General features: G+C 47.0%; 22 protein-coding genes. 14 read left to right on the forward strand and 8 right to left on the reverse strand.

Features of this window, described 5'->3' with window-relative positions; all coding sequences use genetic code 11:
• Nucleotides 1–174: 174 nt before the first annotated feature.
• The 3 genes from ACO08K_RS12650 (at nucleotide 175) to ACO08K_RS12660 (ending at nucleotide 3,053) form a co-directional block, all read left to right on the forward strand.
• Nucleotides 175–1,170 carry a succinylglutamate desuccinylase/aspartoacylase family protein gene (locus ACO08K_RS12650; RefSeq protein WP_421796763.1) on the forward strand — a complete coding sequence of 332 codons (996 nt, stop codon included), beginning with the start codon at nucleotides 175–177 and terminating at the stop codon, nucleotides 1,168–1,170.
• Between the two features lie 192 nt (nucleotides 1,171–1,362).
• Complete coding sequence (locus tag ACO08K_RS12655) at nucleotides 1,363–2,607, forward strand: hypothetical protein (protein WP_421796764.1); 1,245 nt, start codon at nucleotides 1,363–1,365, stop codon at nucleotides 2,605–2,607.
• Between the two features lie 92 nt (nucleotides 2,608–2,699).
• The gene (locus tag ACO08K_RS12660; RefSeq protein WP_421796765.1) at nucleotides 2,700–3,053 is read left to right on the forward strand and encodes a VOC family protein; all 354 of its coding nucleotides are present in this window, start codon (nucleotides 2,700–2,702) and stop codon (nucleotides 3,051–3,053) included.
• Between the two features lie 22 nt (nucleotides 3,054–3,075).
• On the opposite strand, the gene panC is transcribed toward ACO08K_RS12660, so the two are convergent.
• Nucleotides 3,076–3,924, reverse strand: a complete 849-nt coding sequence (gene panC, locus ACO08K_RS12665) for a pantoate--beta-alanine ligase (protein ID WP_421798311.1) — start codon at nucleotides 3,922–3,924, stop codon at nucleotides 3,076–3,078.
• A 189-nt stretch (nucleotides 3,925–4,113) separates the two neighbouring features.
• Here panC and ACO08K_RS12670 point away from each other — a divergent pair, with 189 nt between their 5' ends.
• From ACO08K_RS12670 to ACO08K_RS12695, 6 genes are all read left to right on the forward strand, one after another.
• The gene (locus ACO08K_RS12670; RefSeq protein WP_421796766.1) at nucleotides 4,114–4,935 is read left to right on the forward strand and encodes a glycogen/starch synthase; all 822 of its coding nucleotides are present in this window, start codon (nucleotides 4,114–4,116) and stop codon (nucleotides 4,933–4,935) included.
• 167 nt (nucleotides 4,936–5,102) lie between these two features.
• A complete protein-coding gene (locus ACO08K_RS12675) occupies nucleotides 5,103–6,455 on the forward strand; it encodes a DUF4270 family protein (RefSeq protein ID WP_421796767.1) in 1,353 nt (450 codons plus the stop codon).
• Between the two features lie 101 nt (nucleotides 6,456–6,556).
• A complete protein-coding gene (gene glmS / locus ACO08K_RS12680; RefSeq protein WP_421796768.1) occupies nucleotides 6,557–8,395 on the forward strand; it encodes a glutamine--fructose-6-phosphate transaminase (isomerizing) in 1,839 nt (612 codons plus the stop codon).
• An 11-nt stretch (nucleotides 8,396–8,406) separates the two neighbouring features.
• Nucleotides 8,407–9,165, forward strand: coding sequence for a DUF4290 domain-containing protein (locus ACO08K_RS12685; RefSeq protein WP_421796769.1), 759 nt, complete (start codon nucleotides 8,407–8,409; stop codon nucleotides 9,163–9,165).
• Between the two features lie 114 nt (nucleotides 9,166–9,279).
• Nucleotides 9,280–10,590, forward strand: coding sequence for a UDP-N-acetylglucosamine 1-carboxyvinyltransferase (gene murA / locus ACO08K_RS12690; protein WP_421796770.1), 1,311 nt, complete (start codon nucleotides 9,280–9,282; stop codon nucleotides 10,588–10,590).
• Between the two features lie 179 nt (nucleotides 10,591–10,769).
• On the forward strand, nucleotides 10,770–11,453 hold the full coding sequence (locus ACO08K_RS12695; protein WP_421796771.1) for a lysoplasmalogenase: 684 nt from the start codon (nucleotides 10,770–10,772) through the stop codon (nucleotides 11,451–11,453).
• 9 nt (nucleotides 11,454–11,462) lie between these two features.
• Here ACO08K_RS12695 and ACO08K_RS12700 read toward each other — a convergent pair whose 3' ends face one another.
• The 4 genes from ACO08K_RS12700 to ACO08K_RS12715 all read right to left on the reverse strand — a co-directional run bounded on the left by ACO08K_RS12700 (nucleotide 11,463) and on the right by ACO08K_RS12715 (nucleotide 13,989).
• Nucleotides 11,463–12,311, reverse strand: a complete 849-nt coding sequence (locus tag ACO08K_RS12700) for a helix-turn-helix domain-containing protein (protein WP_421796772.1) — start codon at nucleotides 12,309–12,311, stop codon at nucleotides 11,463–11,465.
• Nucleotides 12,312–12,320: 9 nt separating this feature from the next.
• Nucleotides 12,321–12,752, reverse strand: coding sequence for an OsmC family protein (locus ACO08K_RS12705; RefSeq protein WP_421796773.1), 432 nt, complete (start codon nucleotides 12,750–12,752; stop codon nucleotides 12,321–12,323).
• 95 nt (nucleotides 12,753–12,847) lie between these two features.
• Complete coding sequence (locus ACO08K_RS12710; protein ID WP_421796774.1) at nucleotides 12,848–13,396, reverse strand: carboxymuconolactone decarboxylase family protein; 549 nt, start codon at nucleotides 13,394–13,396, stop codon at nucleotides 12,848–12,850.
• Nucleotides 13,397–13,515: 119 nt separating this feature from the next.
• Nucleotides 13,516–13,989, reverse strand: a complete 474-nt coding sequence (locus ACO08K_RS12715; RefSeq protein ID WP_421796775.1) for a hypothetical protein — start codon at nucleotides 13,987–13,989, stop codon at nucleotides 13,516–13,518.
• Between the two features lie 156 nt (nucleotides 13,990–14,145).
• On the opposite strand from ACO08K_RS12715, the gene ACO08K_RS12720 reads away from it, so the two are divergent.
• Both ACO08K_RS12720 and ACO08K_RS12725 read left to right on the forward strand, forming a co-directional pair.
• Nucleotides 14,146–15,687, forward strand: a complete 1,542-nt coding sequence (locus tag ACO08K_RS12720) for an MFS transporter (RefSeq protein WP_421796776.1) — start codon at nucleotides 14,146–14,148, stop codon at nucleotides 15,685–15,687.
• A gap of 75 nt (nucleotides 15,688–15,762) precedes the next feature.
• Nucleotides 15,763–16,014: a DUF6814 family protein gene (locus ACO08K_RS12725; RefSeq protein WP_421796777.1), complete on the forward strand. Its 252-nt coding sequence runs from the start codon at nucleotides 15,763–15,765 to the stop codon at nucleotides 16,012–16,014.
• 105 nt (nucleotides 16,015–16,119) lie between these two features.
• Here the strand turns inward: ACO08K_RS12725 and ACO08K_RS12730 are convergent, their stop codons facing one another.
• On the reverse strand, nucleotides 16,120–17,070 hold the full coding sequence (locus tag ACO08K_RS12730) for a bifunctional helix-turn-helix transcriptional regulator/GNAT family N-acetyltransferase (protein ID WP_421796778.1): 951 nt from the start codon (nucleotides 17,068–17,070) through the stop codon (nucleotides 16,120–16,122).
• A 166-nt stretch (nucleotides 17,071–17,236) separates the two neighbouring features.
• Here ACO08K_RS12730 and ACO08K_RS12735 point away from each other — a divergent pair, with 166 nt between their 5' ends.
• Both ACO08K_RS12735 and ACO08K_RS12740 read left to right on the forward strand, forming a co-directional pair.
• Nucleotides 17,237–17,689 carry a TonB family protein gene (locus tag ACO08K_RS12735; protein ID WP_421796779.1) on the forward strand — a complete coding sequence of 151 codons (453 nt, stop codon included), beginning with the start codon at nucleotides 17,237–17,239 and terminating at the stop codon, nucleotides 17,687–17,689.
• On the forward strand, nucleotides 17,686–18,519 hold the full coding sequence (locus ACO08K_RS12740) for an energy transducer TonB (RefSeq protein ID WP_421796780.1): 834 nt from the start codon (nucleotides 17,686–17,688) through the stop codon (nucleotides 18,517–18,519). The genes ACO08K_RS12735 and ACO08K_RS12740 overlap by 4 nt, the downstream gene beginning before the upstream one ends.
• 9 nt (nucleotides 18,520–18,528) lie before the next feature.
• Here the strand turns inward: ACO08K_RS12740 and ACO08K_RS12745 are convergent, their stop codons facing one another.
• Nucleotides 18,529–19,242, reverse strand: a complete 714-nt coding sequence (locus ACO08K_RS12745) for an alpha/beta fold hydrolase (RefSeq protein ID WP_421796781.1) — start codon at nucleotides 19,240–19,242, stop codon at nucleotides 18,529–18,531.
• 100 nt (nucleotides 19,243–19,342) lie between these two features.
• Between ACO08K_RS12745 and ACO08K_RS12750 the strand changes: the two genes are divergently transcribed.
• Complete coding sequence (locus tag ACO08K_RS12750; RefSeq protein ID WP_421796782.1) at nucleotides 19,343–19,696, forward strand: MmcQ/YjbR family DNA-binding protein; 354 nt, start codon at nucleotides 19,343–19,345, stop codon at nucleotides 19,694–19,696.
• 147 nt (nucleotides 19,697–19,843) lie between these two features.
• Here the strand turns inward: ACO08K_RS12750 and ACO08K_RS12755 are convergent, their stop codons facing one another.
• Nucleotides 19,844–20,908 carry a fatty acid desaturase gene (locus ACO08K_RS12755; protein ID WP_421796783.1) on the reverse strand — a complete coding sequence of 355 codons (1,065 nt, stop codon included), beginning with the start codon at nucleotides 20,906–20,908 and terminating at the stop codon, nucleotides 19,844–19,846.
• Nucleotides 20,909–20,978: the final 70 nt, after the last annotated feature.

The following is a 20,978-nucleotide window of genomic DNA, read 5'->3' on the forward strand; positions in this document are numbered from 1 at the left end:
GGAAAAATTTAAGTATTATACAGGCAATTTTTCCAGACTTCGGATGTTATTCTTTCATACAATATGATTTTAGTCGGCTTAAGTTTCATAAACTAGTGAGTGTAATTCGTGACCTTCCATTTGGGAGGTCATTTTTTTTTGTTATACTTACCGCTGTACACAATGATTTTCCCTATGCTGCAATTGAAGGGTTTAGCGGGTCAGGGCATCACCCAACTGGATTTGGGCGCCACCGCCCCAGGTACCATCGGCGAATATTGGCTTCACCTCAGCGACAATGGAATTGGTGAACCCGTATTGTTGCCAATTATGGTTGCACGCGGCAAACACGATGGCCCGGTATTGGGCCTTACCGCTGCTATCCATGGCAATGAGCTGAACGGCATTCCTGTGATCCAACGTTTGTTCCGCACCATCGATGTCCAAAAACTGCATGGAACGATTGTAGGGGTACTAGTCATGAATGTACCCGGGCTGCTGCGCGAAACCCGCCGCTTCAACGACGGAGCCGACCTGAACCGCATTGCTCCGGGCAAACCCGATGGCAACGTCAGTGAGGTGTACATCAACCGCATTGTGGATCGTATCCTCAAAAACTTCGACTACCTGATTGATTTACATACGGCCAGCTTTGGGCGGGTCAACTCCTGGTACATTCGCGCTGATATGAATTCAGAGATCACCGCCTGGATGGCACGTCTGCAAAATCCGGAGATTATTCTACACAACAAGCCCAACGATGGTACTTTCCGTGGTGCGGCCAGTTCACTAGGCATTCACGCAATTACCCTCGAATTGCGCGACCCCCATATCTTTCAGTTTGAAGTCATCGAAGATGCCCTACAAGGCATCAACAACGTCATTTATTACCTCAACATGTTGAAGGGTGAAATCATCGTTTGCAATGACCCCATTATTCTCTGCCAACGCTCCTACTGGATGCACACGGATGAAGGTGGAATCCTGCACGTGATCCCCCGGGTGTGCGAACAAGTCAAAAAGGGACAATTGGTGGCCGAAGTCCGTAGCATTTTTGGCAAACTCAACCGCGAATATCACGCACCCGAAGACGGTATCATCATTGGCAAAAGTGTGGATCCGATTAATCCGACAGGGAGCCGGATTATACATTTGGGGGTGAAGACGTCGATTGTAAGTACTGAAGCCTAGTGTTCGTCTTTCATAACTTTTGAATAAACAGATAAATAGAATAGGTCTACTAAGCTATAAAACAAAGTCATTCTTCCCACCGTCGATAAAAAACCCACCTTCAGAGAAAAAACTGGACATCTTAACGATTTGATAACAACTTGCCCGACATATAACCGACTTGTAAGTCATCACCGACACAATTTTTGAAGAATGAAAAAAACGGGCACCTTACTCATTAGCTTCCTGCTGCTCAATGTAGGAATCGCCGGAGCATCAGATGTAAAAACGGGTAAAACAGTTACCCTTTCCAAAGATGCACCCAATAATGTATACGTCGCTGCGGGCGATGTGAACATCAACGCCAAAGTCAACGGAGATTTGGTCAGCGCGGGTGGCAATATCCGCGTCAATGGTGCTACTCAGCAGGATGTTTTACTGGCGGGTGGCGAGATCAGATTGAACGGCCAAAGTGAAGGCGATGTACGCATCCTGGGTGGCGAAGTACGGGTGACCCAAAACGTAAAAGGCGACCTTACCATAACTGGCGGGGAAATCACCATTGACGAAGGCGTAAGCATTGGCGGCGATTTGATTATTGCTGGTGGCGAAGTCCGACTCAATGGTAATGTGCTTGGCAAAGTACACATTGCTGGTGGTAAATTGTATCTCAATGGCGATGTAGAAGGAGGTATTGAAGCCAAGGCTGGATTCATTGAGATCAATGGCCGGGTCAATGGTGAAAGTGAACTCGCGGCAAAAAGGCTGGTCCTGGGCTCTTCCGCCTTTTTTGGTGGCAATGTAAAATATTGGACTGAGCGCCACAACCCAAGTTTTAGTGGTAAACTCGCCGACGGAGTCAAAGCATCTTACAGTTCTGCCCTAAAGCCTGACTGGGCCGATTGGGAATTCAAATTGAAAGATGTATCCCACAAAGTAAAACGGGGCATTGGGTTCTTCCAGGTATTTAGCGGTTTGTTCATGACCATTTTGCTGATTGCCTTTGGAGATAAAATGTTTACCCGTTATGCTGGCCAAGCCTCCCGCAATGCCGGGCCTGCTTTTGGACTGGGTACGATGTTGCTGATTGGGATTCCATTTTTGGCTAGTATTGCCTTTGCAACTGTAATAGGTATTCCTGTTGGAGTAATCGGCATGGGTGTATACGGTGCCATGATGAGTACCTCAGTCGCGCTTCCTGCGGTGATCGCCGCTTATGAATGGCGTAAATTGAAGGATCAAACCTGGAGCCGCGGTGCTGTCACCCTGGTTGCTATGGCGCTGTTCCTAGGTTTGCGTTTGGTGTCTCACATCCCAGTTGTAGGTTGGATTGTGGGCTTTGCTGCTGCCGCAATTGCATTTGGCTACATCTACATGATCATCCGCAAAAAGATTGACCCTAGCGCACCTGCTTCTCACGATTCGGACGAAGAAAAGGACAGCGAAGATTTTGTGTAAACAACTACTCATAATATTTGAAGCCCAAGTTGCGCAAGCATTTGCAACTTGGGCTTTTTGTTTAAATTTACCCTGCACTAAAATCAATAACCATGAAACCAACCTGGATTGAAATTCCGGCTACCGACATACAGCGGGCGCAAACCTTCTACGAAGCCGTTTTTGAAGAAAAAACCCAATTGCTCGATATGGGCGAGTTCAAAATGGCCATTTTTACCACCGGAGGCTTTGCGCTTTGCCAGTATCCGGGAGTGTATAAGCCCAGTACGGATGGAGTTTTGGTTTACCTGAATGCCAATCCAGACTTAAGCAGTATTTTGGATAAAGTGACTCCTGCGGGGGGAGAAATTCTAATTGAAAAACGGCAAATTTCACCTGAGCAAGGGTACATGGCGGTATTGTTGGATACGGAAGGGAATCGACTAGGTTTGCGATCAAAGGGCTAACGTGTCACACTGCTGAGTATTTTTATTTTTTCAATTCCAAATTATCAATTAACCTCACCTCCCCTACCCAACTTGCCACACAAGCTACAATCCATTTGTGCTCTGTAGGCTCAATAACTGGCAATAAAGTCCGCCCATCTACAATTTGAAAATACTCTGGCCGAAATTCAGGTAAACTCAGTCGTTGCATCGCTTCCGCTTCGATTTCAGCAATGGGTTGAATGCCCAACTGCGTTTTGGCCCAGCTCAAAGTTTGGTAAATCACCGGAGCTACCGTCCGTTGAGCTTCACTCAGGCGCACATTGCGCGAGCTCATCGCCAACCCGTCTGCTTCCCTTACAGTGGGTACCATCACCAATTCTACTGGCAAGTTCAATTGCCGGATCATGTGCCCCACGATGCTGAATTGTTGAAAATCTTTTTGCCCCATGTACAAACGATCGGGCTGCACGATGTCGAGCAGGCGTTTGACCACCTGGGCCATGCCCTGAAAATGCCCGGGGCGAAAGGCACCTTCCATCACTTTGTCCAATTGCCCCAACTCCAGTTGTAATGTCGTTTCCAGGCCCGGCGGATAAATTTCCTCTACAGCGGGCATAAAAACAACTTCTGTACCAACCGATTCCAACATTGCGAGGTCTTTCTCAGGTGTACGCGGATATTTTTCCAAATCTTTGGGATCATTGAATTGCGTAGGATTCACAAAAATGCTGCACACTGTACAAGCATTGTGCGCTTTGCTGTGGCGAATCAAATCGAGGTGCCCTGAATGAAGGGCCCCCATGGTTGGTGCAAATCCAATCTGCTCGCCCAATCGGCGGCGAGAATTGAGGTACTGCTGAAGTTCACTAAGGGTGTGGTACAAAAACATCGTTGGCAATGAAGTGTTATTATATTGAGGATAAGAAAATTGGCGCAATTTAGGAATGACTTGGAAACAAGTTGCTCATTAATAAGGAAAAGTGCTCAATATTTCTTACTTTTGCAACTCGTTCGCAGTTGCCTTGTCAAAAATCTGTTGTACAGAGGTAAAAACAGGGCAAAATAATGTCCCGGCTATATGAGTAAGAAGAAAGTGCTGATTGTGACGCAAGAAATGGAGCCTTATACTGTCGCTTCTGAGATTGCAGCTATGGCTCGAAAATTGCCACAACACATCCAGGAAAACGGGCTGGAAATCAGGGTTTTAATGCCTAGATTTGGTTCTATCAACGAACGAAGGCATCGACTCCACGAAGTGGTGAGGCTTTCCGGGATGAACATTATTGTCGACGATGACGACTACCCACTCATCATCAAGGTCGCCTCGTTGCAAGAAGCACGGATGCAAGTCTACTTTTTGGACAACGATGACTTTTTCCGACGCAAGTCGGTTTTTGTAGACGATAGTGGGGTTCCTTTTGATGACAACGCCGATCGGGCCGTGTTTTTCTGCAAGGGGGTCATCGAAACAGTGAAAAAATTTGGTTGGCCACCCGATGTAGTACATTGCCTGGGGCCAATGACCAGTTTGATTCCATTCTACCTCAAGTCTGCCTACAAAAGTGATCCTTTGTTTCAAAACACCAAAGTAGTTTATTCGGTGTACAATGAAGCATTGGAAGATTCTTTCAATCTGGAGACCTTTTTGGCTAAAGCAGGCATCAACAACATCTCCGCCGAAGAACTGGCCGCTTACGAAACGGATGGCGCAGTAACCCTCCACAAAGGGGCGATTGCTTTCGCCGATGGAGTAGTCAAGGGCAGCCACAGCTACAATGAGGACATCCAGGCGATTTTGGCACAAACCGATAAACCGGTGATCAATGGCCAAAGTCCGGAGGATCTGCCTGAAATTATGGAATTCTACCAAACTTTAATGGGCCAGATTGTGGCAGAATAAGTGCTACACTGCTCAAATTTAGTTGAGAAGGTTAAGGGAGGTTGAGGAAGGTTGAGGCTGCCGCGAGCGACTTAGACAAGGACAATGTCAACATCGCTGCGGTAGCCTCAACCTTCTCAACCTTCCTCAACCTTCTTAACCATTTCGATTAATTTTCACACTTCACCATGAAGCATTTTAGTTGTTACCTGACTGTTTTAGGCTTGAGCCTGGCTACTGTTTTTTCTTGTACCAACCCCATCGATACGGGTTCGGATTTATTGGATGAAGACCTGGTCAACGTTCAAAATATCGATACCTTCAAAATCACGACTACGGCTGTACCAGGAGATTCTTTATTGGTTTATTCCATTCCCACTGCTGCTTCAAGTGGTTTTATATCCCGATACTTTTTGGGTAAAATGAATGACCCAATCATGGGCTTGACGGATGTGGCAATCCAAACTCAGCTGGTGCCCGCGTTCCAAACCCATCCTGGTTTGGGCATTACCGTTGACTCCATCGTATTGGTCCTTCCTTACAGTACTGCCAACATTTACGGCGATAAGGCTCAACGGTATGACCTGGAAATTCGGGAATTGGCCGACTCCTTTGCATTGGATAAAAACTATTACGGTAATCAAAAATTGCCAGCTAATGCAGGGGTCTTGCAGGCCAAAACCTTTGCTGTCAACTTTGATTCAATTAAAATCAAGGACTATTCCACCAACACCGCCGTTGAAACAAAAGTACCCGCTCAATTGCGCATCCCTATCACTGACCCTGAGTTTAAGGCTAAATTGTTGGGCATCGATACAGCAGTGTACAAAAGCCGGGTCAAATTCATCAAAGCCTTTTACGGCTTGCAATTAAAAACGACCAATATTGGCAAAGCACTGGCTGCCTTTGATCTTACTTCTAGTCGCGCAGGTTTGTACATGTATTTCAAAACATCGACCGGTAGCACTCAAGAATACCGCTATGTATTTGGTTTTGTAGCAGCCAATTCCATTACCCGCGACCGAGGCACCAGTTTGTTGGGCAAATACCTGGCCGGTGAACCCAATCAGGAGTACATTCTGCTCCAGGGGCAAGAAGGAGCCAATAGCAAGTTTACCATCCCTGGCCTCAAAAACCTGAAAAACGTCATCGTCAACAAAGCCGAATTGGTACTCAAAGTGGCCAATGTCCCCGGCGATGAACCTGTATTCTTTACCCCCAGCCCGCGTATTCTGGCCATGTACCGCAATGATAAAGGCCGACTTACCGTAGTTGAAGATTTTGATGCTGCCGTCCAAACAAATAATCTTGATCTTTATTATGGTGGCAACTACGTCAGTGGAGTAAACAATGAGCCAGGTACATATACTATCAACCTGAGCGCACACGTTCAAAATATAATCAAAGGGAAAGTGCCTAATGACATTTACCTCAAGGCCTTTCCATTAGCCGAATCAGCCGCAAGAACCACCCTGTACCGGGCCGATCACCCCCTGTATGGCGCAAAATTGAAGTTGTATTATACCCAACTGGGACAGTGAAAAGCGAAAAGTGAAAAGTGAAAAGCAAGCAGACTATCTGGGGTTTGCTGCTCTATTTTTCATTTTTCACTTTTCACTTTTCACTTAATAGCTAGTAGAACATGTGTGGAATCGTCGCTTATTTAGGCGCTGCGGACGCCTACCCCAAACTCATCAAAGGATTAAAAAGGCTGGAGTACCGTGGATACGACAGCTCGGGAGTTGCCCTTCACAACGGCGACTTATTGGTTTACAAAAAGAAAGGAAAAGTCAGTGATCTGGAAGCCCACGCGGCAGGAAAACCGCTGCACGCTACCATCGGCATTGGCCATACCCGTTGGGCTACCCACGGCGAACCCAATGACGTAAACGCTCACCCGCACCTTTCTTCCAATGGCCGTCTGGCCCTGGTGCACAATGGTATCATTGAAAACTACGACTTGTTAAAAACGGCGCTCCTGAAAGAAGGACACGTTTTTCACAGCGATACCGATACCGAAGTTTTGGTCAACCTGATTCAGGCCGTACAAGACCGGGATCAACTCCCTCTGGAGGAAGCAGTCCGTTTGGCGCTTACCCGGGTAGTCGGTGCCTATGCGATTGTAGTGATGGACCAGCAGGAGCCCGATAAATTGGTTGCTGCCCGCAAAGCCAGCCCCTTGGTACTGGGCCTGGGCGACCAGGAGTTTTTCGTAGCCTCGGATGCTACCCCTATTGTAGAGCATACCAATCGGGTGATATACCTCAATGACGAAGAAATTGCGGTACTGCACCGGGATGGGCACTACGACATTCGCGGCATCAACAACGAAAAACAAACACCCTTTATCCATGAGTTGGAGATGAAGATCGAGTTGCTGGAAAAAGGCGGCTACGATTATTTCATGCTCAAGGAAATCCAGGAACAGCCCAATACCCTCCGCGATTGTATGCGGGGGCGCATCAACGCGGATGAGGGCTGGATTCACCTGGGCGGCCTGGCCGATTACGCCGCCAAAATAGCCAAGGCCAAACGCTTTGTGATGATTGGCTGTGGTACTTCCTGGCACGCTGGTTTGATTGGAGAATACCTGTTTGAAGACCTGGCGAGGATACCTGTGGAAGTAGAATACGCTTCCGAGTTTCGTTACCGCAATCCGGTCATTTCGGAAAAAGACGTGGTCATTGCCATTTCTCAATCCGGAGAAACTGCCGATACTTTGGCCGCTTTGGAGATTGCCAAAGAGAAAGGTGCGTTCCTGTATGGCGTGGTCAACTCGGTTGGTTCTTCCATTGCGCGTACTACCCATGCAGGCTCATACATCCACGCTGGACCGGAAATTGGAGTAGCCTCCACCAAGGCATTTACCGGTCAAGTTACCCTCCTGACCCTCATGGCCTTGTACCTGGCGCACCACCGAGGCACCATTTCGGAGCAATATTACCGCAAATTGATTGTGGAATTGACCCAAATTCCAGAAAAGATTAAAAGGGTATTGCAACAAGACGATAAGATCAAGTATATTGCAGCGGAAATCAAAGACCACCACAACGCCATTTATTTGGGACGGGGTTATAATTTTCCGGTTGCGCTGGAAGGAGCACTCAAGCTAAAAGAAATTTCCTATATCCATGCCGAAGGTTATCCGGCTGCGGAAATGAAACATGGCCCAATTGCGCTCATCGATGAAAACATGCCAGTCATTGTCATTGCTACCAATCGCAGCGCCTACGATAAAATCGTCAGCAATATCCAGGAGGTCAAAGCACGCAAAGGCAGAGTTATTGCGATAGTGCCAGAAGGCGATGATACCATCAGCCGGATTGCCGACTACACCATTGAAATACCCGAAACCGAAGACCCGCTTTCGCCTCTGTTGTCGGTGATTCCCTTACAATTGCTTTCGTATTACACTGCAGTAATGAGAGGATGTAATGTAGATCAACCACGCAACCTGGCCAAATCAGTCACGGTAGAATAGAAACCATAAAAATGAGCAACAAAGAAGCCGTAACCACCATGGGGTACAACTCTCAAAAGGATGAGCTAATCATCCCCGAGTATGGGAGAAATGTACAAAACATGATACTTTACGCTAAAGAAATAGCGGACGATCGCGCCCGCCAGCACGTTGTAGAGGAAATCGTCAACATGATGATGATGATGCACCCTCAAAACCGGAACCTGGAAGATTACCGCGTCAAACTTTGGCGCCACGTTTTTAAAATTGCCAATTACGACCTCCGCGTAACGCCACCCAATGGCATTACCCCTTCAGCGGCAGACGACAACCGCAAACCGGACAAGGTCAATTACCCGACTGCAGAGCCAGGTTTTCGGCATTATGGCAACAACGTGCAACGCCTGATCCGTCGTGCCCTGGAAATGGAACCAGGCCCTAAGCGCAATGGCTTCGTAGCCACCATTGCTTCCTACATGAAGTTGGCTTACCGCACCTGGAACAAGGAGCACTTCGTCAGCGACGATGTCATCAAAACCGACCTGGAGATCATCTCTCAAGGCAAATTGTCTTTGGACGAACTGGGTTCCATCGAAAACCTGACGCCCGCTCACCAAGGCAATAACATGAACAACAACAACCGCCGCCGCACCAATAACCAGGGTGGCAGCAACAACCGCCAGCAGCGCAGCAACAATGGTGGGGGCGGTGGTCGCTCCTCCTACGGTGGTCGCCAGCAAAACAACAACAGTGGCGGCTTCAAACAACAAAGAAACAATAAACGGAAATAAGGAATTGGTTTGAAACAAAGACACCCAAGATCCAACGGTCACTGAGCGAAGGCGAAGTGCCGTTGGATCTTGGGTGTCTTTGTTTCAAATCAAATTTCAGGAACCTTTTCACAAATGACTCTCGACGCTTTTGAAGTCATCGGCGGCCAGCCCCTGTCCGGTGAAATAGTACCCCAAGGCGCTAAAAACGAAGCGCTGCAGGTGTTGTGCGCACCCTTGCTCTCCGCTGAAAAAGTTACCATCGCCAATGTGCCCCAAATCCAGGACGTAGTGCTCCTCATTGAGCTCCTGGAAGGTCTCGGCGTAAAAGTGGAAAAAACCAGCGCCGATACCTATACCTTTCAAGCCGACGACATCAATTTGGTCTACCTCAATTCGGCTGAATTTCTGAATAAAGCGAGCAAAATTCGCGGCTCGGTTATGCTGATTGGGCCGTTGTTGGCGCGTTTTGGCAAAGCTTTTTTACCAAAACCGGGAGGCGATAAAATTGGCCGCCGCCGTTTGGATACCCACTTTTTGGGCCTGCAGTCGCTGGGCGCCGAGTTCAAATTTGATGGAGACCTCAATGTCTATTTTGTAGAAGCGAAAGAACTCCGGGGTACCTATATCCTGATGGACGAAATTTCGGTGACCGGTACGGCCAATGTTGTGATGGCCGCGGTACTGGCCAAAGGTACTACCACCATTTACAATGCTGCTTGTGAGCCTTACGTCCAGCAATTGTGCAAACTGCTCAACCGCATGGGTGCCCGCATCAGTGGCGTGGGTTCCAATCTGTTGATTATTGAGGGAGTGGAAAGCCTGGGTGGTGCCGAGCACCGCATGCTGCCCGACATGATTGAAGTAGGTAGTTTCATTGGCTTAGCCGCCATGACCCAGTCCGACCTGACCATCAAAGGGGCCGGAGTGGCCGATTTGGGCATCATCCCCCATATGTTTGAACGGATGGGCATTGAGATGGAGATCCAGGGCGACAACATCCGCATTCCTGCCCAGGAACATTACGAAATCCAGAGTTTCATTGATGGTTCGATCATGACCATTTACGATGCACCCTGGCCGGGCTTCACGCCCGACTTGATGAGCATCATGCTCGTAGTGGCTACGCAGGCCCGCGGTAGCGTGCTGATCCACCAAAAGATGTTTGAAAGTCGCCTGTTCTTTGTGGACAAACTGATCGATATGGGTGCACAAATCATCCTTTGTGATCCCCACCGGGCCACTGTGATTGGCCTCGACCGTCGGCAGCCACTGCGGGGTATTTCGATGACTTCGCCGGATATTCGCGCCGGGGTAGCGCTTTTGATTGCTGCACTTTCGGCCAAAGGCAAAAGTGTAATCCACAACGTAAACCAGATTGACCGGGGGTATCAGTTTATTGAGCAGCGGTTGAAGAATATTGGAGCGCAGATTGCGAGGGTGTAAGATCCAAAATACAATAATTTCTATGTAGAATTTGAATTGCGCCCACAGTATGGACGCAATTCAAATGATTATTTAATCTTATTTGGATTAAAAATTATCCGTACTTTTATTATCGTTGAATTAGTTTCAACCCTTTTTATTTCATCTTAGCCTTCCCAATCACACAAATCAGTCCTGCCATGCAAACCAGAGAAAAAACCATCCTGCTCGTCTTTGCCATCGCATCCATTGGCAATTTAGCCTCTACCGTTCTTGATTCCAGTATGCTCAATTATGCAACCAAGCCCCTTTTGCTGCTGCCTTTGTTGTTGGCCTGGCAATCTGTGACCGCGTTCAAAACCCGTTTTGATCGTCTAATCGCCGGAGCCTTCCTTTTTTCCTGGTTTGGAGATTTGCTCTTGATGATGGTTTCGAGCGCCTGGGGGCAAGATGTGCCTTTTTTCATCCTGGGCCTGGGGAGTTTTTTGGTGGCACACTTGTTTTTTATAGCGGCTTTTTGGCACTGGAAAGGCAAACGTACGGGGCTGATTCAACAAAAGCCCTGGCTCTTGTTGCCCTTTTTGTTGTTTTGGGGCATTTTGATGTACATCCTTTGGCTGGGTTTGGGCGATTTGCGGATTCCGGTTACAGCGTATAGTTTGGTGATCATTGTGATGACCTCAAGCGCACACAATTTATGGAACCTCCTGGCGGTGCCTGCCAAGAGTTATTTGAGCATCGGCACCATTCTGTTTGTGCTTTCGGATAGTTTGATCGCCGTGAATAAGTTCGCCAGCCCGTTTGCGGAGGCGTCTTTTGCCATTATGCTCACCTACATTGTGGCGCAGTATTTGATTTATTTGGGAGCGAAGGGGATGCGTTAAAAGGACTAACTAATGTAGATTCATGGACTCCTTTTTAAAAGCTGAGGGGGTCTGCCCGGCCATTTTTTTAAAAAAACGGCTAAAATGAGCAGGTTCTTCAAAACCAAGTTCATACCCAATTTCACTCGCCGACAGATCTGTGTACAAGATTAATCTTTTACTTTCCAAAAAAATGCGATTGGCAATAATTTGCAAAGGGCTTTTATCGCTGAATTTTGAGAACAAATTGCTCAGGGTCTTGGGCGACTTGAACATCAGGTTGGCATAATCCTGAACCTGGTGAATTTTTTTATAGTTGTTTTCCACCAGGAGGTTAAACTGTCGAATGGTGTCCAAATCCGGATTATTCAACTGCCCAACAGCAGATTGCTCCTTGACGAGCCGGGTTAATTTGATGATTAGGCGTTTGAGAAGTACCCGCAACATCTCACCCTGAATATTGTCCCGCGTTTCAAATTCGTCGCGAAAAACCTCTACGAGAAGGCTAAAGCTCCGGGTAAGTTTCTCATCCAAAAAAATAGGATAGGTTTCTCTCCAGCCATAAAACAACAAACCTGAACAAGAAACCTCCGCGTCGTGGGTAATAATGCAATAAAATTCGCGGTTGAATTGCCAAATAACCGCATCCTCCGAACGCTCAAGGCGAAAAGAATGGCTAACATTGAGGGCAATAAAAGTGTTTTCAGGTACTTCAAAGGCCAGCTCGTCCACCACAATTTGCTGCGATTTGCCCCGGTTCCAAATGAGGGCGTTGAATTTTTTATCTTGTTCCTGAAAAAAATAACGGGTAAAATCGGCCTGGCCAACCGTCATGATGAATTGGCCACCCACCGCCGACTCTCGATATTCGTAACGCATAAGGTTGTTTTAGGCAGTCACAGGAGTACTTGGAGCAAATGGAGTCGCCTCTGCAATCTCCCACTCCCCTTTAATCATGCGATGAATATAACAGTTATCGGCTTGTTTAAAAAGCTCACTGCGCTGATCATCGCTAAGATCACCTTCAATGTGGAGTGCAACTTGTACCTGCGGGGCCAAACTTCGATCAGGGTTGCGTTTAACCGACATTTCGAGCTGGGCATCAACTTCCCGAATTTCCCAACCATTTTTACGCGCAATGAACCGTACGGTTGCTACTTTACACGCTGCTAATGCCGCCAACAATAAATCTTCAGGTGAAAAACCCTGGTCAGTACCTTTACTGGTAATGGGCTCATCACTTACAATGGAATGACGACCATTCGAAATTACCGATTGAAAACCAGTGGGGAGATTTTTGATGCTGATTTTGGTAGACATGACTTGACTTTTTTGATACCACAAAATTAGAGGCAAAATCAGCAGTCTCACTTACCAATTTTGCCTCTATCCTTACCAATTTTCCTTTAAACAACCTAAACCAAGGCTGCGTCCAGTTCGACAGCAACTGGAAAATCGATCGGAATTTGTGTGACACCGTGCAAAAAGTTAGAGATGATTTTGTCTCCAATTACAATAATGATGTCAACAACGTTGGCTTGAGTATAGCCGGCTGCCAATAATCTTTCAATGGATTCAGGTGAAGGTTTACCCCGCTTGATGGTCAGGTCTTTTGCAAATTTGGCTAGTGCATCCAATTTGGCATCAAAAGTAACTTCGCCTGTACGGATTTCTAAAATTTGATCCTCACTAAAACCATGCATTTTACCCAAAGCAGTGTGGGCGCTCAAGCAATACAAACATTCATTGACCTGGCTTACTACCAGGTTGATTACTTCCCGTTCTTTTGCACGCAGGGTGCTCTTGCGGTTTTGCAGGGCAAGGTAATCTGCCAATGCGGTTTCATTCAGTGCGAAAGTGGCATATAAGTTGGGGACGAACCCGAGGTTTTTTTGCAAATTGTCAAAAATAGCCTGATTGTTGGCCGAAACTTGGTCACGGGTTGGAACATTGAAGTGTGTCATCGTTTTAGATTTTTGATGGTGGTAAATCTGTTTTTTGATGACACAAAGATGGAGGGGAAATGGATGGAGCAGTTAGGCAATATTTCCTCCAAATTTATCAATTCTTCCCTGTCTTAGTCTTACGGCTGCCCCGTATTCCGGTACCGCCACACCGAACGAATCATTCGAAAAGGCAAAATCGCCAGGGCAATGACACTGCCTACACCAAACAAAATGAACTCATTGCGTACGTATTGCACCATGGCCCGGGAGGTTTCAATGGGCAGCAATCCCACTAAATCTTCCGGTTCGTTGTAATCCAGAAAAACCTGAAAGCGGTTCATTTCCTGAATGAGCAAAAAAGCGGCCGGGATGGTCAAAAAAATCAACGCCACTTTTAACCACTGGATTTTGGCCAAAAAGGTGGTGCGCAATAAAAAAATGTACCGCGCTACGGTAATAAAGGTGACGATGTAAATGATGTTGATCCGCCAAAAAGGGTAGCCCTCCGTGTATAGATAGACGGGCGCCAATACCAGGGCCAAAAACAACCCGGTAAGCAACCACCATAACAACTCCAGGCGGAGTTTTTGTGCGTTGGATATTTCTTGCATGACATTTTTGATAAAAACTGCGCAAAGGTAGGCAAACTGCACTACTTATTTCCTGTTGCATTTTTACTGTTTACAAAAAAGACTACAAAACGCCGAATGGTTATTTGGGTGAATCAAATTTATTTACTAACCTTGAAAATTATTGAAACTATAAACATGACAAGCACATCAACCGCAAAACCCGTGGACTTGACCACGGAAGAGAAAAAAACCATTCGGGCAGTTATCCTGGCCTCATCGGTAGGTACCTTGATCGAATGGTACGACTTCTACATTTTTGGCGCATTGGCGTCGATCATTTCTACCAAATTTTTTCCAGCCACCAATCCTACGGCAGCCTACCTTTCGGTGTTGGCCACTTTTGCGGCGGGCTTTGTCGTTCGACCCTTTGGCGCTTTGGTATTTGGCCGCTTGGGTGACCTGGTTGGTAGGAAATATACCTTTTTGCTGACCCTGATCATCATGGGTGGCTCTACTTTTGCCATTGGTTTGGTGCCAAGTTATGCAGCCATAGGCGCTGCGGCACCGTTGCTGGTGTTGCTCTTGCGTTTGTTACAAGGTTTGGCCCTGGGCGGTGAATACGGCGGAGCGGCTACCTATGTGGCCGAGCACTCGCCCGCCCATCAACGCGGGTATTACACCAGCTGGATTCAAACCACGGCCACGCTTGGCTTGTTCCTGGCCCTTGGGGTGATCCTGTTGACCCGCAACTCCATGGGTGTGGCCAGTTTTGGCGATTGGGGCTGGCGGATTCCTTTCATCGTATCGGCCTTTTTGATCGGTATTTCAATCTACATCCGCTTGCGCATGAACGAGTCGCCACTGTTCCGCAAAATTAAGGCGGAAGGCAAGGTATCCGCGAATCCACTTAAGGACTCTTTCACCAAACGCGCCAATATGAAGATGGTGTTGCTGGCCTTGTTTGGGGCTACTATGGGGCAAGGTGTGGTGTGGTACACGGGTCAGTTTTATGCACTTTCCTTTATTGAAAAAACCTGTAGCATTGAATTTGTCCAGGCGCGCAACATCATCCTGATTGCTCTGGCTATTGCAACACCAGCATTCGTGCTCTTTGGCTGGTTGAGCGACAAAATTGGCCGCAAGTTCATCATGCTGGCGGGGATGTTGCTGGCCATTGTGACATACCGCCCGATCTACCATGCGATGTTCACTACTGCAGATCTGGCTCAAAAGCAGGAAATCACGGCTCAAACCACCAGCACGAATAGTACCGAAAATGTAGCAGGTGGAACTTTGACCACCACCGTGATCAGCAAAGCCTACACCGACGGAACAAGCTATAAAGAAACGACCAAAACAACTCAACTGAGCGATGCTGCGGCGGCGGTGCCCAAGCCAGTCATCACCAAGGAAGTGACGCTTAGCTCCAATGGTTTTTGGATGATGATTTTCCTGATTGTCATTCAGGTGCTTTATGTAACGATGGTTTATGGGCCAATTGCAGCTTTCCTGGTGGAAATTTTCCCGACCCGCATTCGCTACAGCTCGATGTCGCTGCCTTATCACATTGGCAACGGGATTTTTGGTGGGTTGACGCCTTATATTGCCACCCGCTTGACTACCAGCATGAGTGATCCCTACGCGGGTTTGTGGTGGCCCATTATCGTTGCGGCGCTGTGTTTTGTGATCGGGGCCATCTACTTGTCGAACAAAGTTGATCCAAACGTTGGGGATTGATTTGCTGATCATTGTACTGTAAAACAGCACAGGCAGGCAGAAGAGCTTTTTAATTTTCAGGAAAACAAACAAGCAATGAACTCAATCAAAAGAATACTTGGGCTGGTTTGGATGGTTTTGGGCCCCGCCAGCATCGTTTTTGGGGTAATGCAAGCCATGCGCGAATTGTCGCCCAATGCGGCCGTTCCCCCAACCCAGGAGACCTATACTTTCTGGATCATCATCCTGGCAATTTTTGTGCCGATTGCCGCAGGCATGTCCTTGATGGGCTACTACGCCTGGCATGGGGATTATGACCATTTGGATGAGGAAAGAGGTGTGGATTAAGGGGCTAAAGAAAGGCGCCGTCAACGTCTAACTTTGTGTTCTTTGTGCCCTCTTTTTTTCTTTGTGCTAATAAAATGTCGCTTTAGCCTTTGAGCACTTAGGCACTCACAACTCCACCATCATTTGAATATTACTCCGCTCATAAGGCGAAGGATAACCGCTGATTTTTTCAAAACCCAACTTGTAATACAAACCAATCGCTGGTTTGAGCAGGGTATTGCTTTCCAAAAAAACGTTTCTGGCACCAAGCTCACGGGCTTTGTCCAGAATGGCTTTGCCGAGTAAAAAACCGATGTTTTTGCCTTGGGTCGCCGGACTCACGGCCATTTTTCCCAATTCGTAATCAAAAACCGGGTGGTCCTTTTTGATCAAAGCACATACGCCCACGGGTTGATCTTGGTACAAAGCCACCAAAATATGCCCTCCTTTGTCCAAAATATAACTTTGAGGGTGATCCAGAGCCTGGTAATCGGCAGGCTCCATTTTGAAGTATTTGGAAATCCACTCGACGTTCAAGTCCCGAAATGCTTGTTGATAAACGGGGGTGTAGTCCACAATTTTTACAGACTGACTTTCCCGTGCCTTACGTTGCTCAATCACCCGCTGCAACAATGATTTTTGGCTGAGCAAAAACTCCCATTCTTCGATGGCCTTCCACAAGTCGTGGTTGCTTTGGGCCATGATGGCTTCGATGGCATTGCCTACATCTTCAAATTGAGGTGCAATTTTATCGTTGATGGCCAAACCTAGCTCGGAGAGGCTGACCAGGTTTTTGCGGGCGTCATTCTCGTCGCTGCCAAAGGTAATCAAGCCACTTTTCGCCATTTCGCGGATGATCTTGCTGACTGAAACATGGGAATGTTCAATTTCTTCGGCGATGCTGGTGATGGTTTTTGCTTCGCCACCAGAGAGGACATAATACACCGGGAACCACTTGGGTTGAAGGGTCACGCCGTAAAGGGTGTAAATCTGGGCAGCGTCCTCGGTGATCCATTCACTCAATCGCCGCAGGCGGGTGCCAATGGCTTTTTTGCCAGTTTGTTCGAAAAATGACATGAGCAGGGTGTTTTTAATTAAAGTTACGTAACCAGTTACAAAACTAGTTTTTATTTTGATTTGTGCAAATTTTGGGGCTTGATTTTTACAAAAAATGGGTGTCGCCCACCAAAACAGGAAGACACTTCATCTACTCAGATATACATTCAACTTCAATTCCAAAACAATGCGGATAAACCTTCCTGGGGTGAGTAGCCTGGCGCTACTGCTCGTGCTATCGTCGTGTGAGTTATTGGAGGATGTGGAGGCACCGATGTCTCCTGAACCTTGTGAAGAAGCTTCTTCCACAGACATTATTTGTCCTATATCCAGCTATCCTAATTATTTACCAAGCTACCCTGGTGGGCATAAACAAATGATGCGATTTCTTGCAGACCGTTTAGAATGGCCTAAAGAGCTTGAAAATTCATGTGTTGAGGGTATTGTCGTTGTAAAAATTATGGTTGAAAAAACCGGGAAAGTAAGCTCAACCAAAATCGCAAAAAGTTTACATCCAGCTTGTGATGCAATGAGTATTCAAGTGGTACAACAAATGCCCAATTGGCTGCCCGGCACGACCAAAGACGGTACTCCAATAGCAATGGAAATGAATTTACCCATCAGATTTCGCCTGGAATGAAACAAAGAACCAACCGAGTCCACAGTTTAGCAGTGCTACTCCTGACTCCACTTTTACTTTTCGCCCAGCATGAAGAGCTTCTGAATGCTCCACCACCGCCACTGGATACCCTGCATTTCCCGGTCTGGCCGGGTTGTTACGATCCTGCGTTGAGTGAGCAGGAGATCTTGCGCTGTACGCGCGAATGCCTGGCCACTCTGACCTACGCCAACCTGGAATGGCCTGCGGAAAAATTGGCGGATAGCGGATACGTCAAAATCAAAATCCATGTCAATGCGGATGGAACTTTGTATGATTTTGAGGTCATCGAAGGTTTGAATCCCTTATTGGACAGTGCCGTGCTGCGCGTTTTTAACAAGATAATTTCAAGCGAAGGCTGGCGGCCTGCTTATATTCATGGCCAGCCCGTGAGTGCTGAGTTCGCGGCCTGGGTGAAGTACAATCCCAATGTAGCGAGTGATAATGTATTGTTGTTGCGTCAGTTGAGTGAAAGTATTTACAAAGAGCACCTGCCAGGTTGTATTTTTATTACAGAGCATATGCCTTCTTTTCCGGGAGGAGGCACGGCATTGATGAAATTTATTGCTGAAAACCTAGAATTGGCACCAAAATCTAAGGACTGTTATTCTGGTACGATGACAGTTGTTCAATTTATTATAGACGAAAAAGGGAAAATTACTTCTCCCAAAATCGTAAGAAGTATTCATCCAGACATTGACGATGCATGCCTTAAACTGATTGCCAAAATGCCCAATTGGTTACCTGCCGAACAACGAGGCCAGCCCGTACGAATGCAGATGATGTTACCAATCCGCATTCGTATTGAGTAGGTATTGAGCTTACAAATCCAGTAATATCTCTACCAATTCAGCAGGTTTGCTAAAAAAAGGCGAGTGGCTGGTCTCAATGGAGTACACCTTTTGGCAAGGCATTTCGGTGTACATCTTGCGTTGAATGAAAGGGGTAACGGCTTTATCCAAGGTGCATTCAATGTACACGCGGGGCACGGAGCCAAATCTTTCAGGGCTTAGTTGCAGGGGAGTCATGCCCGATGCAACCGGTTCTGCGCTGAGCAGTACCCGCGCCAATTGTTCAATGTAAGGATCACAATCAGCGTACAAACCTTCGTGGTAAATGGCGGGATCGAGGGTAGAAGTTTTTCCATTTTCCTGCAGTTTTACATAAGGTTTCAACACCCCTTCGGTGTCCTGAATGGAGTATTCGCGTTGGGTTTTGCCATTGGGAATCAGGTAAGCAGCCAAATACACCAGTTTTTCGATCTTCTCGGGGCGGTATTCAGCAACCTGAGAAATTACGATGCCATTTTTGCTATGGCCTACCAGAATAACCTGGCCTTCGATGGCATCGATACAATCACAAACGGCTTGCACACTTTTTTCCAGTGTCACTTCCTGTACCGGCGTTTTGTCGCGGCCCATGCCAGGCAAATCGATCGGGATAGCCCGATGGCCCAGCTTTTCCAAAATTGGTACAACGCGGTGCCAGTTCCAGGAGCCATGCCATGACCCGTGGATCAAAATGAATGTTTTCATACGGTGGATTCTTGTAAATTTGATGGATCAAAATTCGGGTATAATCAAGAGGATAAAAACCCGAATCTTGCGGACTTTTTTCCCAAAACAAATCCATTGAATGCACATCGAACAACTCCGCGAACTATGCCTCTCCCTTCCCGGCACCAGCGAGGGCATCAAATATGGCGATCAACTCTGCTTCATGGTGATGGGCAAGGTCTTTTGCAGCTCTAATCTAAAGAACCTGGATAAGGCCAATTTTAAGGTGGACGATGAGGAATTTGAGGAAATCTGTGAGCGGGAGGGCATCGCCCCGGCGCCTTACGGCGGGGCCAAATTCAAGTGGGTGCAGGTAAGCGATTTTGACTGCCTCAGTGATGGGGAGTGGCAGGCGTATATTCAAAAAGCGTATGCTTTGGTGAAGGCTAAATTGCCGAAAAAAGTGCAGGCGGAGCTGGCAAGTTTTAGCTAACGCTGAGTATACTAAAGCGACATTTTTTTGGCACAAAGGACACTAAGGAAAGCACAAAGGGCACAAAGAAAACGTCGTCAACGTCTAACTTTGTGCCCTTTGTGCTTTCCTTAGTGTCCTTTGTGCTCAAAAAGTCACTTTGTGAAACTACGCCCTCTGCATCTGCAAATTGCGCACATACTCCCGGTGGTAAAACTCCAGGAACGTAATCATTCTCTTTGTCTCTTCACACCAAAGTTTGTTGTGCATCAATTTCAAACTTTCCCAAAAAGTCACCGTGGTGATGTATTTGTCCAGGAAAGCATTGTCTTTAGCACACTGCTCCAGGTGGTAATTCGGAATTTTGGAATTGAGGTGGTGGATATGGTGGAAACCAATATTGCCAGTCAACCATTGTACCAGGCGGGGCAATTTGTAATAGGTACTTCCTTTAACCGCCGAAAGCACGTACTCCCATTTGCTCTTCCATTCTTTGTAAGCATCTTCGTGCTGGTGTTGCACGTAGAAGAACCACATGGCGATGATGCCAAACAGGAACACAATGCTCAACTGAATGAACAAAAATCGCTTCCAACCCAGCGCCCAACCAAGCAACAGGTAACAAACCAATAAGGCTAAATTGTTGAGGTGCAATTGGGTGTGGATTTTTTTCCAGCCACTTAGGTTCACCAATGGAATCCGGTTGTACAAACCTAGATAGACCACCGGGGCAATCACAAACGTAACGATGGGCCAACGGTAAATGCGGTAGCCAAGACGTTGCCAGAAAGAAGCTTGCCGGAATTCCTCCACGGTCATCACCATCAAATCGCCAATGTCGCGGGTTTCAACCTCCAACTGGCCGCTGTGACCATGGTGAAAATTGTGCACCCCAGCCCAATAGGAATAAGGGATTGTGCTGAAAAAACTACAAAACCAACCAATGATTTTATTGGCCGTCTGGTTGTTTAAAAAAGAGCGGTGACCACAATCGTGCTGAATGATAAAAATGCGCACGAGAAAAAAAGCGTTGATGGCTGCCAATCCAAAAGTAAGCCACCAGGAATAATAGGTACTCCAGTACATTAAGGCCCAGAGCCCAAGATAAGGCAAAAAAGTAGTGATCATTTGCAGCACTGCTTTTTTGGTATTGGCCTGAGCGTATTTATGAAACAAAGCTGGCCAATTTTTGAGTCGCTGACGCAACTCGTCATTGATTTGTTGTTCGGACATACACGATTAACGTTTGACAAAATTAACAGGCTTTATGAACAGAGCGGACTCTGCTCATAGAAGGCTAAGG

This window comes from Haliscomenobacter sp., from assembly GCF_965225875.1.
Classification (GTDB): domain Bacteria; phylum Bacteroidota; class Bacteroidia; order Chitinophagales; family Saprospiraceae; genus Haliscomenobacter.